Genomic DNA, 19,777 nt, shown 5'->3' on the forward strand with positions numbered 1-19,777 from the left:
TTTTCTAACATTGCCTTTACCACCAACGACAGTTCGACCAATGTGGAGGTAAGTGCTTCTACTTTTGAGCACTCTGCTTTTGACTTACTAGGTAAAGTAGAAGCACAAAATTTAGACAAGTATCAATGGAAAAATCGTTTACTTGTTATCAAAACAAATGAAGTTGGATTAAAGCACTATACCGAATAAATTGATGAATTCAAAGGGGAACAAAAGGAATTAGATGATAGAAAAATGATTATTTTCTATGTCAATAATTCATTATACTCTTTAAGTGCAGATAAAGTACCATCTATACATTGGGAACATCCCTTACTATTTGATAAAAGAAAGGATTTCGAAGTGGTATTGATAGGGCTTGACGGTGGTGTGAAGTTGAGACAATCGACTATCCTCTCTAAAAAAGCATTATATGATAAAATAGATAGTATGCCCATGAGAAGGGCAGAATTACAAGAGAATTAAGACATTAACTTATATAAATACCACTTATCATTCATTAACTCATAGGGCATTTTTTATTTAATATTTTTGCATCCGGAAAAATTGACGGTTCTCTTTCAATTAGCAAAAAAGAATCAATTAAAAACTGATAAATTACTTAAAAATGAAAAATGGTAATCCAGCAGTAGTGGGTTTAGCAGGCTTCGGTTTGACTACTTTATTATTACAATTTCATAACTTAGGATGGATCGGTTTAGGTCCTGTTATGGCTATGGGTGTAATCTTCGGTGGTTTAGCACAGTTTATCGCAGGTTTCCAAGAGCAAAAAATGGGGAACAGCTTTGGCTTCTCAGCATTTGTATCTTACGGTGCATTCTGGATGGGCTTATGCATTATTTGGTTATGTAATCACTACGGTGTTTACACTTCATCGCATACCGATGTAGGATTCTTCTTATTAGCATGGATGCTTTACACAGCAATTATGTTTGTAGGATCTTTGAGAATCCATACAGCAATGGCTTTCACTTTTGGTACTTTGTTGTTAGGTTTCTTGTTCTTAGTGTTAGAGCACTTTGTATCAGAAGCATTCAAAACCATCGCAGCGATCGACTTGATCATCTGTGCTTTGGCAGCTTGGTACATGATGGCCGCAGCAATCATCAACGAATTGGCAGGTAAAGTAGTACTACCTTTAGGTAACAAGATTATCAAGTAGTCTGACTTTATTTAAGATATTTAACCACTTCAGGAGTAATCTTGGAGTGTTTTTTTTTATGCTCGAAATGAGCAAAAATAGAGTTAACTATCTGTTTATTAGCGCGTTGTTTTTGCTCTATTCTACTATTGAAATGTTAGCATATAAAAAAACTGTACGAGCAACTAAATTTGATTTATCACGGCTACTTTTGGAATGTTGAGATGAAAAAAATAATGATCCAACATCGATTGTATAGATTAAATTTAATAGCGAATGAAATGAAAATACTAACAATTTTTTTAGTGGTCTTTTGTATATGTACACATGTACGAGCCACCACTTTTTATATTTCTCCCCATGGGAGTAATACAAATGACGGCCTATCGGAAAGTAGGCCATTTAAAACTTTACAGTTTGCAATAGACCAAATGCAAAGTGATGATGAAGTTATCGTATTAGATGGTTTGTATACTGAACAGTTCGTGTTGAAATCGAATATTACTATTAAAGCTAAAAATCCACATAAAGTAATCTTTAGTGGTGCTGAAGTTTTAAAAGGCAAGTTCGAAAAACATACGGATACGATATATAAAATTAAAGTTTCAGGAGACATAAAGCAGCTGTTTTTTAATAATACCCCTATGACATGGGCTTGTTATCCTAATATTAATTGGGATAATAATTGGGATGAAAACAAAAAATGGGCTGTGGCAACCACGGGAACGGGGCCAGGTGTGTTAACATCTGAATCATTTAAAGAAATCGCAGATTTAAACTTGAAAGGTGCTTATTGTTTTTTGCGTTATGGTAAAGGAAATAGCTGTTATAGCAGGGAAATTAAATCATTTGATGGGAAAACATTACTATGGGATGATACTGATTTTTATACATCAAAATATACAGGTGAAGATGGTAGAAGAGGATATGGAGATGCTTTAAAAAAATTAAAATCAACTTCTGATATACACCCATCAAAGTCGAAATTTTTTATAGCTGGATCCCTAGATTTATTAGATGCACCTGGAGAATGGTTTGTAGAAAATGGGTACTTGTATTTTTATCCAATGGATAATAAAAAACCAGAGGAGTCTTTGTTATTAATAAAAAAACATGACTATATTATCCAATCAACGGAGGAAATTACTGGGGTTAAAATAGAAGGAATAGAATTTTTTGCTTGTTCCATACAACTAAACAATGTTAGAAATTCCAATATCAACTTTAATAATGTCTACTTTAAGTACATTGGTGGAGAGTTATTATATAAAGATCGAGTAAAAGGAGCATTAATTGATAAGCCAGTTTTTGTATCAGGAAAAAACATTCAATTTAAACATTGCTTATTTGCGGGTGCTCAGAATTCAGCATTAAGACTACAAGGATCCAACTTGACAGTAGAGAATTGTGTTTTTATGGAAAATAACCATAATGCTAATTTTGAAAGTAGAGCTTTATTAATCGAAAATGATGGTGTATATCGTGTGACTCACAATACATTTTTTAATAATTGTTCTGATGCAATACGTATCAGACCAAGCTTAAAGAAAACAATTACTCAAGGATCTGAAATAGCTTATAATCATATTTTCAATGGTGGAAAATATAACTCAGATTGTTCTGGTATATATATGCCGACTAGATCACAAGGATATGCTACAGTTCATCATAATTGGATACATAATATACATGGTACTGCTATTCGATTGGATTTAGCAGGAAAAGAACTAAATGTTCATCATAATGTACTGTGGGCATCTAAAAGAGGGATGAGTATTGAAGGTTATAAAAACTTTAATATTTATAATAATACTGATGTTTACAATCGAGTACCAAGTGATTTGAACAGAAATATTTTGAACCACGGAAAAGGGGTTACTGATGGATCTAACGAGAAAAATTTCCCTCCAATTGAAGATTGGAATGTATTGAATAATCTAGTTGAAAAATTTAATGATAGAGTTGGACCAAGAGAAAAAGCAACTTATAAAGAACAACAGAAAAAAGGGCTAGTCCACCCTGAAAGAGCCAAAAAGTTCACTTTTCAAGTTCAAAACAGAGGCCAAATAAAGGGAAATATTATTGGGGAACATCGTGATTATTTCACAAATGGAGAATTATCTAATCTTAATCTTATTCCAATAAACAGTGTGATTCAAGATGGGGAAAAACAATCAGATGAGTTATCCAAAGATGGTGTTTGCAGTTTAGACTCTTTTAGAGGTGCTTATGATGTTGGGAGTGAATACTGGTACCCAGGAAGTGATTGGATGCCCTATGATTTGGAAGTATTAAACACTATGAGTAAAGCTGAAAATTTTGCTAAAAAATATAACAAAATTTCAGTTTATCAAAAATCAGAAATGAATGACTTATTAAGTCAAATAAAATAGAAATGAATTATTAAAAAATGGCTATTGCTTTTTAGTTTTTTTGATCTGATCCAAGTGCAATATGGATATGATAAATAAATCTATCAAGCACTATTAACAAAACAACTATTATGAAAATCATTCTACAATTACTATTTACAGTTCTTTTAATAGGAACAGTCTTGCCTTCATATGGGCAAGATAAAGCAACAATTATTTCAGGAACTATCCTTGATGAGAATGAATCTCCTTTACCTGGGGTAACCATCACTATTAAAGGAACAAGCAAAGGAATTATCTCTGATGTAAATGGATCATTTAAATTAGACGTAATGAACACAGATGTTTTGGTTTTTTCTTCAATTGGAAACGAAACACAAGAAATAACAGTTGGAACACAAACTACTTTAAGTGTAACCATGAAGCCGTCTTTAGAACAACTTGAAGAGGTTGTTGTGATTGGTTATGGTACTCAAAAACGAAAAGACATCACCGGAGCTATAAGTTCTGTAGCAGCTAAAGAAATTACTTCTTCTGGTTTAGGAACAGTAGAAAATGCTTTACTTGGTAAAGTTGCAGGTGTTGTTGTTTCAGCTACGGATAATGCACCAGGTGCAGGGTTAGATATTAAAATTAGAGGTACCAATTCAATTAACGCCAGTTCGGCACCTTTATATGTGATTGATGGTTTCCCTATTGAAGGGGAATTAGACGCTGGTGCTCAAGGAGAGTCAACAGCCCAAAGCCCATTATCTTCCATTGATCCAAACGATATTGAATCGATTGATATATTGAAGGACGCATCGGCTACAGCTATTTATGGAGCAAGAGGTGGTAATGGCGTCATTATAATCACCACAAAGAGTGGTACTGGAGAAAGAGCAAACCTTTCATTTAGTATGCAACATGGTGTTCAAGAAATGATTCGTAAATACGATATCAATAATTCAGCACAATATGCAAAACTACGTCATCATCGCTTTTTTCCATATGCTGCAAGAATGGATTCAGTTAGTATGGATGATCCAAATTATAAATGGTGGGATTATGAGACTTTGGCGGCAGATACAACAGATACAGACTGGGTAGATGCTATCACACGAATGGGAAAAACTCAAAATTATAACTTGTCTTTATCAGGCGGTAATCAAACTGCAAATTACCTTGCTTCTGTTGGTTATTATAAAAATGAGGGTATCCTTAAAAATACTGACTTTGAAAGATATACTGCTAATTTTAAAGTAACATCATCGCCAACTGACTGGGCAATGTTATCATTTAATACTCGCTTTGCTTATACAAGAAATAATGGAGCAGTAACGACCAATTCACAAGGAACAGCACAAGGTGCAGGAGTTTTACAACAAGCATTTAGAGCGAGTCCAATGAAAGATATTGATTCTAGTTCGGCTAATGATGATGAGGAAGATGAAACAGTAGAAGATGGTATTATTGGTAATCCACTTCATAATTTAGAATACCTTGATATGTTAAGAACAGGGATTCAGTCTACATCAAATGCATCCATTAATTTAACACCTGCAAAAGGGCTTAAGATCACCATCTTAGGAGGATTAAATTATGTAACGAATGATCTAAAATATTTTGCTCCAACAAATACTTCATGGGGACAATTAGCAAATGGATTAGGAAGAATAAATGATCATAAAAGATATTCTTGGTTGAATGAGAACACTATTTCATATTCTATTGATGTTGCTAACGATCACTCTTTTAGTGTTTTAGCAGGTTACACTATTCAGACGGATAATAGAGCAAGTACTTATATGGAAGCTTCTAATTTTTCTGAGTCAGTACAACAATTAGGTTATAATAATATGCAAGCTGGAGAGATATTTTCGGCACCAATATCATATGCTGAAGATTATGCTCTGATGTCTTACTTGAGTAGATTTAATTATAGCTTTAGAGATAAATACTTATTAACGGCCACTTTTAGAGCTGATGGATCATCTAAATTTGCTGAAAATAAAAAGTGGGGATATTTTCCTTCTTTAGCAGTAGGTTGGAAAATTCATAATGAAAAATTCTTAAGAAACAGCGGAATCTTTAATGAACTAAAGCTAAGAGCAGGTTGGGGTGAAACAGGAAATCCAAATATCAAACCTTACCAATCAATTGCTGATTATGCAACCACGAAATATAATTATGGCACAACACCTGTAACAGGTATTTATCCGACACGTACATCGAATGCTAATCTAAGATGGGAAACTTCGGTTCAATCGAATGTTGGTATTGACATCGCACTTAAAAAACTGCCAATTTCGATAAGCGTAGATGCCTATCAGAAACTAACAAATGACCTTTTACTAAATGCTGATATTCCTTCATCAATGGGCTTTAGCAGTTACTTATACAATTCAGGTCAAGTAGAAAATAAAGGTTTGGAAGTGATGGTGAATGTGACTCCAATCCATAAAAAATTCAAGTGGGATATAGGTTTTAATATTGCCTTCAACAGAAATAAAATTCTTGATTTGGGTGACTTAAATTCTGCAGCTTGGATTGATGTTCCTAATACAAGAAGTTACTCTACTGCCATTTTAAGCGAAGGAGATATGATAGGTCTGTGGTACGGTTACGAAACAGATGGATTATGGCAACAATCTGATTTTACATGGAATGGTACGGAGTATGAATTAAAATCTTTAGGTGAAGATGAAGATGGAAATTTAATTTACCCAGCAGCTTCTGCTAATGTACAGCCAGGACAATGGAAGTATAAAGATACGAATGGAGATGGTCAGATTACAGCAGATGATAGAACAATTATTGGACGCTCGCAACCATTACATTCTGGTGGTTTAAACAACTCTTTCCAATATAAAGGATTTGATTTGTCGGTATTCTTAGACTGGAGTTATGGTAGAGAGGTATACAATGCCAATAATCGTTTTGCTATCGAAAAGAATATTTCACTTAATGTAGATTACTGGTTGCCAATTCAGTACGAATTGGATGAAAATGGAATGGAAACAGATGTAGTTCTAGATCCAGGTAATCCTAATGGTAGATATCCAGGATTGTCTGCAGGAGACCCTTATGGCGAAACTCATGATGGTTATATGGAAGATGGATCATACATCAGAATTAGAAACATTTCTCTTGGGTACACTTTCAATAAAGAATTCTTGAAAAAGTTGAGAATGTCTAATTTAAGAATCTATACTAACGTAGCGAATGTGCACACATTCACGAATTATTCTGGTTATGATCCTAATATTAATTCAAATAATATGGGAGGATTACGTCCAGGGTTTGACTTAGGTTCTTATCCTTTATCAAGAACTTATATGATAGGCTTAAATGCTAATTTCTAAACTATTATTCTAGAATTTAAAAAGATACCAAGATGTATAAATATATAAATCAAATTAAAACGTTAACTGTTGCAGTTTGTCTATCTATTACTTCATGTGTTAGTCTATTAGACGAAAAACCGATTTCTACATTATCAAATTCTAACTTTGAACATGTTGAGGATTTGGAACAAGTGGCCATTGGAATGTATCAAGCATTAACACTTAAAGGCCCTGTAGTGAGCAACCTTGCCAATTGGTCTGTTTTATATCCTTCATATGGATGGGGAATCATGGGTACTGATATTTTATCTATGACTGAAGCTCAAGCTACTAAAACAGCTTCTAAGTTTACTACCTATTCACTCTCTCAAACAGATGAACAGGTAGAAGTGCATTGGACTAATATTTATCAATTGATAAATAGAGCAAATAATGTTATTGATTTAGCGCAAAAAGCAAAGGGAGATGATGAATTAAGAAATAGATATATAGCGGAGGCTAGGTTTTTAAGAGCATTTTCATATATGGACTTAGTTCAATTTTATGGTGGCGTTCCATTAAGATTAAAACCTACTGTAAATATTGAGACTGAATTAGGAGAGTCAAGAGCTACAGAAGCAGAGGTGTGGAATGTGATCATTGAGGACTTAGAGTTTGCAGAACAATACCTTATTGAAGATCATACTGGTGTTGAAGGTAGAGCAACGAAATGGGCAGCAAAAGGATTATTGGCAAAAGCGTATTTAACTATGGGTGGCTATCCAAATGCTAATTATCAAGATCCTATGTGGTTTGAAAAGTCTGCTCAAAAAGCGTATGAGGTAATTAGTGGTAGTGGAAAAATATTAAACCCAACTACAGAAGGAAATCCAGGAGCATTTACAGAGTATGGACAACAGTTTTTAGAATCTGGTGAAAACAGTCAAGAATCTATATTCGAAATACAATTTCATTATTCTCAAGATAATACAGGAAGTGGTTGGGGATCAAGAACAATTACTTCAAAAGGTGAGTATAATGAATCAGAATACGGAACATTTTACACCAAAGGAGGTGGTACAGTAGTCGGGACCGATTTTGCTTTGAGTTTTGAAGATAAAGATATTCGTTTTCAATGGAGTATAGGACCTTACGCTCTTAAGGCTGGAAATGTGAGACAAGTAAAGCCTTTCTCAGGATGGACATGTTATAAATTTAAGTGGGAAAATTTCCCGACGAATTCATGGGAAACATCAGTAAATGCTCCAGTATTAAGATTAGCAGATATCTACTTGATCTTTGCTGAAGCAAGTAATGAAGCATTAGGTGATCCAAATAGTTCAACTTATGGAATGAGTGCCTATGATGCCATCAATCAAGTAAGAAAAAGAGCACAAGTAGTTGAGATGGATGATACTTATTTAATGACAGATTCTCCTTATTCATCATCAGATTTATTATACAATATGTCATACGAAAGTTTTGATAAAGCAAATCAATTTTATGATGGGCGACACGTATATTATACTGGAAGTTTAAAGGAAAGATTCCGTTCTGCAGTATTGATGGAAAGAGCATGGGAATTATGTTTTGAACGTCATCGTTGGTTTGATTTGAAGCGTACGGGTAATCTAGTGGAATTTGCTAGAGGAACGACAATTGCTGGCGGAGGAAAATTAAATAAAGGAGCTTTATTAGATCCAGTGGATAAGAGTGATTTTGCAAAGAATCAATTGCCTAAAAAAGGAAATCAAGTATGGTCGCCTTCGACTAGAATCCAAGAGCACAACTTGTATTTACCAATACCAAATGTTGAAATACAAATCAACCCAGGAATTTCACAAGGAGATCAAAACCCTGGTTATTAATAGTCATATTTTGAGGTCGACTCGTATCATAAACCCAGGGTTCATGCCCTGGGTGATGATACAAATTTTATCAGATAATCGAGGCCTTAGCTAAATTTATTAACCTAATATCAATCTAAGACATAAGCTCTAGATTATTCATTCTCAATAATTTCTTTAAGATGAAAAAACATACATTAATAATAGTATGCTGTATCTTCTGTGTGCTTACTTTTTCGTGTCAACCTAAAAGTAATTTGAATACAGTAAAGAATGATATAGAAAAAAAGCCAAATATCATCTTCTTTTTTTCTGATGATCAATCGTATGATACGCAAAAAGATTTCGGTAATCCTGATGTCAAAACACCTAATTTAGATAGGTTAGCTGAGCATGGCCTATTATTTCAAAGACATTATAATACAACAGCAATCTGTATGGCAAGTAGAGCGAATGTCATGACAGGACAATTTGAATATAAGACTGGATGTAACTTCGATCATGGTTCGTTAGGTACAAAGCAATGGAGTACATCTTTTCCTTTAAAACTTAAAGAAGCAGGATATAAAGTAGGGTTTGGTGGAAAGTTTGGTTTTTCAGTATCAGATACTAACGAAGGATGGAAAAGAGAGGGAGAAGTAGCAAAAAAAGATTTTGATTTTTGGGTCGGAGGAACAGATCAAACAAAATACAAAACAGCAAAAAATAAATATTTAGCAAAGTATGCTGACAAATATCCCCATAGTACCAGAGCTTACGGAGCAGCAACAATTGATTTTATAAATGAATCAGTAAAAGAAGATAAACCTTTTTGCATGAGTGTGTTCTATAAAGCCCCACATCGTCCGGTTCAGCCAGATCCAATGTTTGATGATGTATATAAGAATACAGTTTTTCATAAACTACCTAATTATGGGAGAGTGGCAGGACAACACTTAACAAAACACTCAAGACTAGGAAGACAATACCCTCGATTTGAAGAATGGGGATACTCAGAAGACGCGTCTTATCAAGAAGCATTAAGAAAGTATCATCAACTTATTTATGGAGTGGATTATTCAATAGGAATGGTATTAGAACAATTGGAAGCATTAGGAATTGATGATAATACGGTCATTATCTTTTCATCAGATAATGGATATTTTAATGGATCACATGGTTTAGGATCTAAAGTACTCCCTTATGAGGAGGGAGCAAGAGTTCCATTAATTATCTATGACCCTAGACATAAGAAAAGCAATGAAAAAAGGAATACAAATATGATTACAGCAAACGTTGATATTCCAGCCACTATTCTTGATTTAGCAGGGGTAGAGATTCCAGAAATCTATGATGGGAAAAGTTTATTGCCGGCAATAAATACTCCAGATAAACCAGTAAGAAAATCACTTCCAATCATACAAGTATGGGGGCCAAAACAAACACATTGTCTAACGGTATTGGATGAGCAGTTCAAATATATCTATTGGTTTTATAAAGATGAAAATGAACAACTAGTACCTACTGAAGAGCTATTTGATATTAAAAATGATCCTTATGAGCTAAAGAACCTTAGTCATGATCCTAAACATCTAGCTCAATTAGAAAAAATGAGAAAGTTGTATGACAAGCAAGTGCAGCATTGGAAATCGGAAGGTGTAAAATATAATGGATATGAAGAATACGAAACCCTTTTTGATAGATCAATTTCTTGGGATAATAAAGAAGTAACATTGTCAAAAATGATGGATACTAAAAAAGCACATCAATATTAAAATGAAAAAGATAATATATAAAACAGTTATTTCCTCTTTAGTATTGGGTGTCTTAGGATGTAGCCAAATAATAAAGAAGGAAAACAAAGAGGAAACTAAGTTTCATGAACTTTCTTATGAAGAAATGACTGCATCAAAATCCAAAGCAATTGAAGATTTTAATGATGCAAAATATGGAATGTTTATCCACTGGGGACTCTATTCTATTCCTGCAGGAATATGGAAAGGTAAGAAAATGGAAGAATTAACGGGCCCCAGAGTAGCAGAATGGATACAATATGGTGCAAGAATTCCTAGAGCTGAATATGCAAAACTTGCCGACCAATTTAACCCTGTTGATTTTGATGCGGAAGCTATTGTAAAGTTGGCCAAACAGGCGGGTATGAAATACATTGTACTGGGTGCCAAACATCATGATGGGTTTGCAATGTATGATTCTAAAGTCAGTAAGTTTGATGTAATTGATGCAACCCCTTACTCTAAAGATATTATACAACAGTTATATGATGCGTGTCAAAAACATGACATTGGCTTTGGTTTATATTATTCACACAATATAGATTGGATGGATGGTAATGACTGTGGTTATGCTGAGTATAAGACGACAGGGTTAGAAATGAATAAGAAAGCACAAAGGAAAATGGGTGTCAATTCATGGGATCCTAGTCCAAATACGTTTTCAGAATATCTAGACAATAAAGCATACCCTCAGGTAAAAGAGCTTTTGACAAAATTCCCTAACATGAAAATGCTATGGTATGATATGGGACATTATGTGACACCTGAACAAAGTCATAAGTTCTACAAAATTGCCTATGATTTACAACCTAATTTGCTCATTAATTCTAGAGTAGGAAATGGGTTAGGTGATTTTGATATTCCTGGTGATAATAAAATACCTAAAGTTCATTTGGCTATAACAAAACCTTGGCAAACTGTAGGAACTACCAATAATTCATGGGGATATAAATCTTATGATAATGATTGGAAATCAGTAAAAGAATTGCTTTTCTGGGTAACTGAAATAGTAAGTAAAGGAGGGAATTATATGCTAAACATCGGCCCAAAAGCATCTGGAGAAGTTCCTCAACAATCTGTAGAAAATTTGTTAGCAGTTGGTGAATGGTTGAAGGTAAATGGTGAAGCAATCTATGATACTGATAAATGGACTGTAACGCATGAAGGACCAACGAATCTAGAAATGAATGGTACCGTTGCAAGGGCAAAAAAGGAAATGAAAATCGAATTTACTTCTGAGGATTTTTGGTATACAAAAAAAGGAAATAGTCTCTATGCTATTGCTTTAGAATATCCAAAAGAGAAAATACTATTGAAAAGTGTAGTAGGTGAGGTAGCTACAGTAGAATCTGTGACAATGCTTGGGCATGATAAACCATTAACATGGAGACAGACGAAAGAAGGATTAGTAGTTAATCTTGATAACACAGTGATAAATAGTAACGGGTATGCACTGAAAATTAATTTAAGTAATTCACTATAAAATTGATTGAAAATGAAAATTAAAAATATAAAATGGATGGTTGTAGGCATTTTGACTATCATCCTATTTTCAAAGTTTACAGTATTTAAAAAAGAATCAAAAGCAGAAGTTCCATCTTATCTTAAGGGATATGAAGAAGCATATGCTGAAAATCCTCGAGAGGCAGCAAAACAGTGGTTCCAAGAAGCAAAATTTGGCCTTTTTATTCACTATGGTTTATACAGCTTGTTAGAAGGATATTATGGAGAGGTTCATTCAAAGCCAGCGGAATGGGTACAGCTTAGAGCTAAAATACCTGTAGCGGAATATGAAAAATTAGCTTCTCAATTTACAGCGGAGAACTTTGATGCTGATTTTATTACTGATTTGGCACTTGAAGCAGGAATGAAATACATAAATATTACGACTAGACATCACGATAGTTTCTCTCTATTCGATACAGAATATTCAAATTTTAAAAGTATAAATAGTGCTGCAAAAAGAGATTTGATTGCGGAGTTAGCAGAGCAATGTGAAAAGAAAGGATTAGGCCTTTTCTTTTATTATTCACACGGTAGAGATTGGAAACATCCTCATGCTCCACATAATGAAGAATTCAAAAGTTCAGCAAGACCTAAATACGACCAAAAGCAACCTGAATATAAGTATGGCAGTGAGCATGATTTGGATATTTATATCGAGTTTATGAAAAATCAGATCACCGAATTACTGACAAATTATGGTGCTGTGGCAGGGATATGGTTAGATGGTAGAGGAGTAATTCGTAAACATCCAAATGGTGCAGAAAGGTTGAAAATTCAAGAATTGTATGATCATATTCATTCATTACAACCTCAGGTTTTGGTCTCTTTTAAACAAGGAGTGATTGGTACTGAAGACTTTAAAGCACCAGAGAGAAAATACAAAAGAGAGGGGGACGAGATATTAGAAATTTGTAATACAATGCAACCTTATGCATGGGGATATGATAGAGATAATGATATTGGACATAAAACGCCAGATGAGGTAATGTCTATGTTGAACCATGCGGACAGTATGAATGCCAACTTATTATTAAATATTGGGCCCCTTCCTGATGGTAGTGTTTTTCCAGATGATATTACCACATTAAGAGAAGTTGGTAAAAGATTGAAGACACAATAGACAGTAACAAGAGTTTAATTCCTATTTAAACCAATAACTAGCACAACCCCATACGTAACAGTGTGGGGTATTTTCATTTTGAATGTTATTGATAAAAATAAACTAATCTATAGCTATGAAAAGAGAACTCATCTACTTACTATTATGCATATTACAGTTACAAGCAATCGCACAAGACAAACAACCTAACATCTTATTTATTTTTGCGGATGACCAGTGTTATCAGACCACAAAGGCAGGAGGTAACAACGAAATTAAAATGCCGAATTTAGATAAGTTGGCAGATCAAGGAGTACATTTTTCCCACGCCTATAATATGGGATCTTGGAGTGCAGCGGTTTGTATGGCAAGTAGAACAATGTTGAATACAGGAAAAACAGTTTGGAATGCACATCAATTCATAAAAAATAAAAACACAGAAGCGTATTGGAGTAAAATGATGAGTAATGCTGGATACACGACTTATTTTACAGGAAAATGGCATTTAAAAATAGAAGTTGAAAAATTATTCGACCATGTAAAACATCCAAGACGAGGTATGCCTTCTGATCATTGGAATAAAGAAGTTTATTCTCGTATAAAAGAAGCTGTTAGAAAAGGGGAGGATACCCAAAGTGCAATGCCATTTGGTTATGCACGACCTAAAAATGAAGAAGATCAATCTTGGTTACCTTGGGATAAAAGTAATGGAGGATATTGGGAAGGGGGAACACATTGGAGTGAAGTTGTAGCCAATGATGCCATTGAATTTATCGACCATGCAAAAAAGGAGGAGAAACCATTTTTCATGTATGTGGCTTTTAACGCAGGTCACGACCCACGTCAATCCCCAAAAGAGTTTATTGAGATGTATCCATTAGAAAACATAAAAGTACCAGAGACATTTCAACCAGAATATCCACAACATAACGAATTAAAAATTGGTCCTTCGTTGAGGGATGAAGCCTTGGCTCCTTTTCCTCGAACGGAACATGCCGTCAAAGTCCATAGACAGGAATACTATGCTCTTCTTTCTCATATGGATCAACAAATTGGTAGAATATTAGAGCATCTTAAAACAACAAATCAGCTAGAAAATACATACATTATTTACACCGCAGATCATGGTTTAGCTGTAGGAAATCATGGTCTCCTAGGGAAACAAAATATGTACGATCATTCTTTACGAGTACCTTTATTTATTATAGGACCTAGCTTATCAAAGCAGAAGATAGAGGCTGATATTTATATTCAAGATATCATGCCTACCTGTTTAGAATTAGCAGGAAATGCTACTGAAACGGAGTTTAACAGTTTACTTCCTTTTCTTAATGATGAAAGCAAAACATCTTATTACGATGGTATTTATTCAGGTTTAATGAATACACAAAGAGCGATTAGAAAAGACAATTACAAATTAATCGTTTATCCTACCATACAGAAAGAGTTACTTTTTGATTTAGAAAAAGATCCAAATGAATTAGAAAACCTAGCTTCATCAAAAGCCCACAAGAAGATTAAAAAAGAATTATTTAAAAGCCTATTGAAATTGCAAGAGGAGTTGAATGACCCATTGGAGTTGAAGAATATAAATAGGGATGAAATATAAGATAAACACCTCTTGACCTAAATAAGCAAAGACAAAATGAAAATGAGCAATTCGAAATGATAGAATTAATGCACTTTTGACATCAGCTCACTTCAATAAACATTACAACTAACTGAAATAGACATTGAGATTTACCAGCTAGACTCTCTATGATTATTAATAACCAGCAACTCTTCAATGAAATGAATTAATAACTATACTAAATTTTTGAAATGAAAAGATTATTGTTACTACTATTTTACTTTTTAAGCTTTTCTTCATTTGCAACTACCTATTATGTATCTCCGGAAGGAGACAACACCAAGGATGGACGCTCAGAGGAAAATGCGTTTAAGATGGTCCAATTTGCTATAGATGCAATGAACGCAGGAGATACACTCATTGTAATGGATGGCTTATATATGAGTCGAACCTTTAAATTAAAATCAGACATTGTTATTAAGGCACAGCATCCTAGGAAAGCTGTATTTAGTGGACTTGAAAAAGTGAATGGGAACTTTGAAGAACATGCACCAAATATCTATAAAACGTCAATTGATGGGAACCCAAAGCAAGTTTTCTTTAACAATCAACCGATGAGTTGGGCATCTTGGCCGAATGTAAAATGGTCTCAAAATTGGAAAGAAGATAAAAAATGGGCAACGGCAACTACTGGTACTGGCCCAGGTGTTTTAACCTCTAATCAGTTTAATGAAATAAATAATCTGAATTTAGAAGAAGGGTATTGTTTTATTCGTTATGGGAAAGGAAATAGTTGTTATAGCAGAAAAATAGAGTCATTTGATGGCACTATTTTAAATTGGAATGACGACAATTTCTATACTTCAAAATACACAGGAGAAGATGGTTGGAGAGGCTCAGCAGAAGCACTTCTTTCAATGGATGAATCTCATGATTGGCACCCCAATAAATCAAAATTCTTTTTAGCAGGAGATCTAGATTTATTAGATGCAGAAAGAGAATGGTTTGTTGAAAATAACACTTTATACTTGTACCCTATCAACGGTGTTCACCCTAATGATGCTCAAATTTTTACTCAAGTGGTGGATTACTCTATCAATGAAGAAGAGCCACTTTCAAATATTACTATTGAAGGAGTCGATTTTGTAGGTACTTCTGTCAAATTTGGAAACGCGTTAAATTCAAATATTCATTTTAGTGATGTTCATTTCAGTTATATAGGAGGAGCTTTATTATTTATTGATCGCGTAGAAAGTGATAAAGTAGATAAACCAATCTTTGTAAAAGGAACGGGTATTTCTTTTGAAAAATGTCTTTTTGCAGGAGCGCAGAATACAGCTTTAAGTGTTGAGGGAGGAGATATATTAGTAGAGAATTGTGTTTTTATGGAAAACAATAGACATGCTAATTTTGAAAGTAGAGCCTTATTGATTGATGCATTAGGAACTTATAAAGTTACAAAAAACACCTTTTTTAATAATTGTTCCGATGCTATACGGGTAACAGTTGATAATAATTTTATAGAATCAGCTACCCCTGAAATTTCTTACAATAATGTCTTTAATGGTGGAAAATATAATAGTGATGTTTCTGGGATTTATATGCCTTTGAAATCACAAAAATATGTGGAAGTCCATCATAATTGGGTGCATAATATGCATGGAACTTCATTTCGTCTAGATTTAGTTGGAAAGGAGTTAAGTCTGCATCACAATGTATTTTGGGCCTCGAAAAGAGGAATGAGTATAGAAGGACATGGACAGTTTAATATTTATAATAATACCGATTTACATAATGAGGTTCCCAGTGATTTGACGAGAAATGTACTCGATCATGCTGGTAGTAGTGATGCGAGTAATGAAACAAATTTTCCTCCTATAAATGATTGGAATGTATTAAATAACCTAGTAGAACATTTCAATGATAGAGTAGGCCCAAGAGAAAAAAGCTTTTATACTGAGCAAAGAGATGCTGGGTTAGTACATAACTTAAGAGCTTCTACCGATATTATTTCTGTTGTTGACAGAGGAGATATACAAGGAAATCTTATAGGTGAACGCCGTGATATTTTTGTCAATGGAAATCTTTCAAACTTAAATGTAATTCCAACAGATCCTGTTATTAAAAACGGAGAAAGTTCTAATGCTCAGCTTGTCTCTGAAAATGTCACAGATTTGGATTCTTTTAGAGGTGCTTATGCGTTACAAGGTCAAGGTGATGAATGGATTACGGGTAGTGATTGGATGCCTAATAGCTTAGGTGTTTTAACGAGTGTTGCTTCATCTGAATCTTTTGCGAAAGATAATTATTCTACATCATATACCCCTGAATTTACTGTTAGTGAACTTCCATTTTCTACATTAAACCATCACCCTGTTGCGGTTGTGGGGGAAGATCAACTTGTTCAAGAGGGAACATTAGTAACATTAGATGCTTCTATGTCTACAGATGTAGATATTGAAGATTCCCTCTCTTATAAATGGTCAGCTCCTGAGGGGATTCAATTAAATGACGCTTCTTTGGCTCAACCTAGGTTTATAGCACCCAATGTAGATGGAATTACTTCTTATATTTTTTCAGTTGTTGTTAATGATGGACATGTAGATTCAGCACCTAAAAATGTGATTGTAGAAGTAGAAAACAATCCATTAATTCAGGAAGTAAATGTGGAGATTAAAGCACTTCAAGATCATGATTATGGAATTAATAATATTGCAACTATGGTTTCTGAAACTCAAACGGGGCCTGATGGATTAGCTACTTATCAAATTGCTTTGGATGTAATTCCTACAACTGGTAATGGTATAAAAAGTGGCTACTCAAGTGGTGTTGCAACGGCTAACTCTTGGGGTATTTCTACTAATTCTGGAGAAACAACAGACATGATGTTTGTAGGTGAAGAACAACAATTTGTAGAAAGTATCGAAAATGTTAGAGTAATCAATTTTAGTGCAAATGGTGGAATGCATACACTAGCTGATTTTCAAAATTTATCAATAAGTAAAATAAAGATAATAAATGCCCACTCGACCAACGACTTAGTGAAAATTAAATTTGATAGTTTTAGCTATGAATTAGGTTATTTTGATGATAAAACACAGAGTTTAAAGCTTGAAGCCATAACGGGAAAACAACCTTTATTAGATTTCAAACTTGGAACAGGAACATCTTATGTTGATTCATTAAACAGATGGTCTGTAGAAAGCCTTGAAGTAAAATGTTTGATTACTTTACAGTTACCTGTTGCTGATGCGGGTGATGATATTTATACCGAAGAAGGAGAAACAATAGTATTGGACGGAAGTACTTCTTTTGATCCAAATGGCTTACCGTTAACGTATGAATGGATAGCTCCTGCTGGTATTATATTATTCAACTCTAACAGTTCGACACCAAGTTTTATTGCTCCTAATGTCACTGAGGAAACAGATTTTGATTTTCAATTAACAGTAAATAATGGTCAAGAAAGTTCATTGGTTGATACAGTAAAAGTAAGAGTGTTAAACAATGAATTACCTGATGAAATTTCAGTAACGATAAAGGCATCACCGAATACAACATATGGAGTAAATAACGTGGCTACAATGATTTCGGAAGTACAAACAGCAATTGATGGTGTTGCGACTTATCAAGTAGCGATTGATGTGGAACCTAAAGCCAATCAAACAATAATGAGTGGAATAACTAGTGGAGATGCCACAACAAAATCATGGGGCGTAGGTGATGGCACAAATTCTACTCAGGATATTATGTTCAGAGAGAGTGATAATGTTGAATGGGTAAAGAGTATTTCAACTATTCGTATTGTGAATTTCAATGCAAATGGTGGAAATTTATCTCTTTCAAATTTTAGTAACTTATACTTTAAGTCGGTAAATGTAGTGAATGGTCATGTAGATACTGATGCCGTTTCTTTGAAAGTGAATGGCAATCAAACAGACTTAGGTAGTCTACCTGATAGAAATACAAATATAGATTTAGAAGTTACAACATCGATGGATTCAATTTCAAGTTTCAGTATAGGAACGGGGAGTAGTTCGGATCCTGTTTTAAACAAATGGCAAATTGAAGGTATAGATGTAAAGTTCAAGATGTTAGATGATATTCCAAGTCCAAATAATGAAAATGTTCAAATTAAAGCATTAGCAAATACTAATTATGGATTAAATAATGTGGTGACAATGGTTTCTGAAGTAGAAACAGCTTTTGATGGATTGGCAACTTATCAAGTTTCCATTGACGTAACACCAAAAAATGCAACTGCAATACAGAGTGGGTATTCAAGTGGAGATGCTACAACAAAATCATGGGGAATTGGTATAGGAGGAACAACTACGCATGACATCATGTTTAGTGGAAATGCAAATGAATGGGTAGAGAATATCGATAATATTCAAATTGTCAATTTTAATGCAAATGGAGGACAACTTACTCAAAATGATATAATAGGAACCTCGTTTAAATCAATTACTGTTGTAAATGCTCATGTGAGTACTGATGCTGTTTCATTGAAAGTAAATAATGTAGTGACCGATTTAGGTTTCTTAATGGATCGAGTAACTGAAATTGATCTTGAAAATGAAACAGGAAGTGCTTCCATTCAACATTTTAGTATTGGTATTGGGCAAAGCCAAGATCAGAATTTAAACAAGTGGGTAGTAGAGACTATAGGTGTAAATGTATCTTTTGATCAAGATAGCAATGGAAGAAAGAATACAACAGTTGATGAAGTGAGGTCGGTAGTTTTTCCGAATCCTTCAAGTGGTTCATTTATCATTGATATAAAGAAGAAACAAGCGACAACTTATACGCTTTATTCAATAACAGGTGTCAAAGTGAAATCAGGAAGCTTTAACGGCAGTAAACAATTAGTGAATACAGAAGGAATTCAACATGGCATTTATATGTTGGAAATAAACACTGCTGAAAATAGATTTCTACATAAATTGATTGTGAAATAAAGTGTGTGTCAATAGCTCAGGGCTTAAGTCTTGAGCTATATTTTTATGATTATTTTAATAATCGATTTGAGAAATAACATATGTAAGTCATTGATATTCAGCGTGTGTTTTTGCTTTATTCAATCATAGTAATATAGCAAATGATAAAAAGAATAGAGCATTACATCTCTTCCAATTTTGAAGAACTTAGCGTAGTTGAAATTT

Annotated in this window: 11 protein-coding genes; all 11 read left to right on the forward strand. The window is 34.0% G+C overall.

From position 1 onward, the window contains the following. Positions 1-189 (forward strand): hypothetical protein (locus NH26_RS25570; RefSeq protein WP_158022038.1); only part of this gene is annotated, 189 nt, incomplete at its 5' end. Then, positions 190-465 (forward strand): DUF4174 domain-containing protein, encoded by a 276-nt coding sequence (locus NH26_RS24710; protein WP_262494318.1) that lies wholly within the window; start codon positions 190-192, stop codon positions 463-465. Positions 466-607: 142 nt separating this feature from the next. Then, positions 608-1,162, forward strand: a complete 555-nt coding sequence (locus NH26_RS24715) for an acetate uptake transporter (RefSeq protein WP_044228791.1) — start codon at positions 608-610, stop codon at positions 1,160-1,162. A 260-nt stretch (positions 1,163-1,422) separates the two neighbouring features. Next, positions 1,423-3,534 (forward strand): right-handed parallel beta-helix repeat-containing protein, encoded by a 2,112-nt coding sequence (locus NH26_RS24720; RefSeq protein WP_158022039.1) that lies wholly within the window; start codon positions 1,423-1,425, stop codon positions 3,532-3,534. Positions 3,535-3,644: 110 nt separating this feature from the next. Beyond that, positions 3,645-6,857, forward strand: a complete 3,213-nt coding sequence (locus NH26_RS24725) for a SusC/RagA family TonB-linked outer membrane protein (protein ID WP_044228798.1) — start codon at positions 3,645-3,647, stop codon at positions 6,855-6,857. 32 nt (positions 6,858-6,889) lie between these two features. Continuing rightward, positions 6,890-8,686, forward strand: coding sequence for a RagB/SusD family nutrient uptake outer membrane protein (locus NH26_RS24730; RefSeq protein ID WP_044228801.1), 1,797 nt, complete (start codon positions 6,890-6,892; stop codon positions 8,684-8,686). Between the two features lie 161 nt (positions 8,687-8,847). Next, complete coding sequence (locus NH26_RS24735) at positions 8,848-10,419, forward strand: sulfatase family protein (protein WP_044228804.1); 1,572 nt, start codon at positions 8,848-8,850, stop codon at positions 10,417-10,419. A 1-nt stretch (position 10,420) separates the two neighbouring features. Beyond that, entirely contained in the window at positions 10,421-11,920 is a 1,500-nt protein-coding gene (locus NH26_RS24740; RefSeq protein WP_052432295.1) for an alpha-L-fucosidase, read from the forward strand. A 12-nt stretch (positions 11,921-11,932) separates the two neighbouring features. Then, the gene (locus NH26_RS24745) at positions 11,933-13,063 is read left to right on the forward strand and encodes an alpha-L-fucosidase (RefSeq protein WP_174549725.1); all 1,131 of its coding nucleotides are present in this window, start codon (positions 11,933-11,935) and stop codon (positions 13,061-13,063) included. A 115-nt stretch (positions 13,064-13,178) separates the two neighbouring features. After that, complete coding sequence (locus NH26_RS24750) at positions 13,179-14,651, forward strand: sulfatase-like hydrolase/transferase (protein ID WP_044228808.1); 1,473 nt, start codon at positions 13,179-13,181, stop codon at positions 14,649-14,651. A gap of 212 nt (positions 14,652-14,863) precedes the next feature. After that, positions 14,864-19,573, forward strand: a complete 4,710-nt coding sequence (locus tag NH26_RS24755; RefSeq protein WP_044228810.1) for a PKD domain-containing protein — start codon at positions 14,864-14,866, stop codon at positions 19,571-19,573. Positions 19,574-19,777: the final 204 nt, after the last annotated feature.

Source organism: Flammeovirga pacifica (genome assembly GCF_000807855.2).
Classification (GTDB): domain Bacteria; phylum Bacteroidota; class Bacteroidia; order Cytophagales; family Flammeovirgaceae; genus Flammeovirga; species Flammeovirga pacifica.

Excerpts from the sequence above, each read along its gene's own strand:
- NH26_RS24745 (WP_174549725.1), top strand. The coding sequence starts at position 11,933 with ATGAAAATTAAAAATATAAAATGGATGGTTGTAGGCATTTTGACTATC.
- NH26_RS24750 (WP_044228808.1), top strand. The coding sequence starts at position 13,179 with ATGAAAAGAGAACTCATCTACTTACTATTATGCATATTACAGTTACAA.
- NH26_RS24735 (WP_044228804.1), top strand. The coding sequence starts at position 8,848 with ATGAAAAAACATACATTAATAATAGTATGCTGTATCTTCTGTGTGCTT.
- NH26_RS24755 (WP_044228810.1), top strand. The coding sequence starts at position 14,864 with ATGAAAAGATTATTGTTACTACTATTTTACTTTTTAAGCTTTTCTTCA.
- NH26_RS24730 (WP_044228801.1), top strand. The coding sequence starts at position 6,890 with ATGTATAAATATATAAATCAAATTAAAACGTTAACTGTTGCAGTTTGT.
- NH26_RS24725 (WP_044228798.1), top strand. The coding sequence starts at position 3,645 with ATGAAAATCATTCTACAATTACTATTTACAGTTCTTTTAATAGGAACA.
- NH26_RS24720 (WP_158022039.1), top strand. The coding sequence starts at position 1,423 with ATGAAAATACTAACAATTTTTTTAGTGGTCTTTTGTATATGTACACAT.
- NH26_RS24715 (WP_044228791.1), top strand. The coding sequence starts at position 608 with ATGAAAAATGGTAATCCAGCAGTAGTGGGTTTAGCAGGCTTCGGTTTG.
- NH26_RS24740 (WP_052432295.1), top strand. The coding sequence starts at position 10,421 with ATGAAAAAGATAATATATAAAACAGTTATTTCCTCTTTAGTATTGGGT.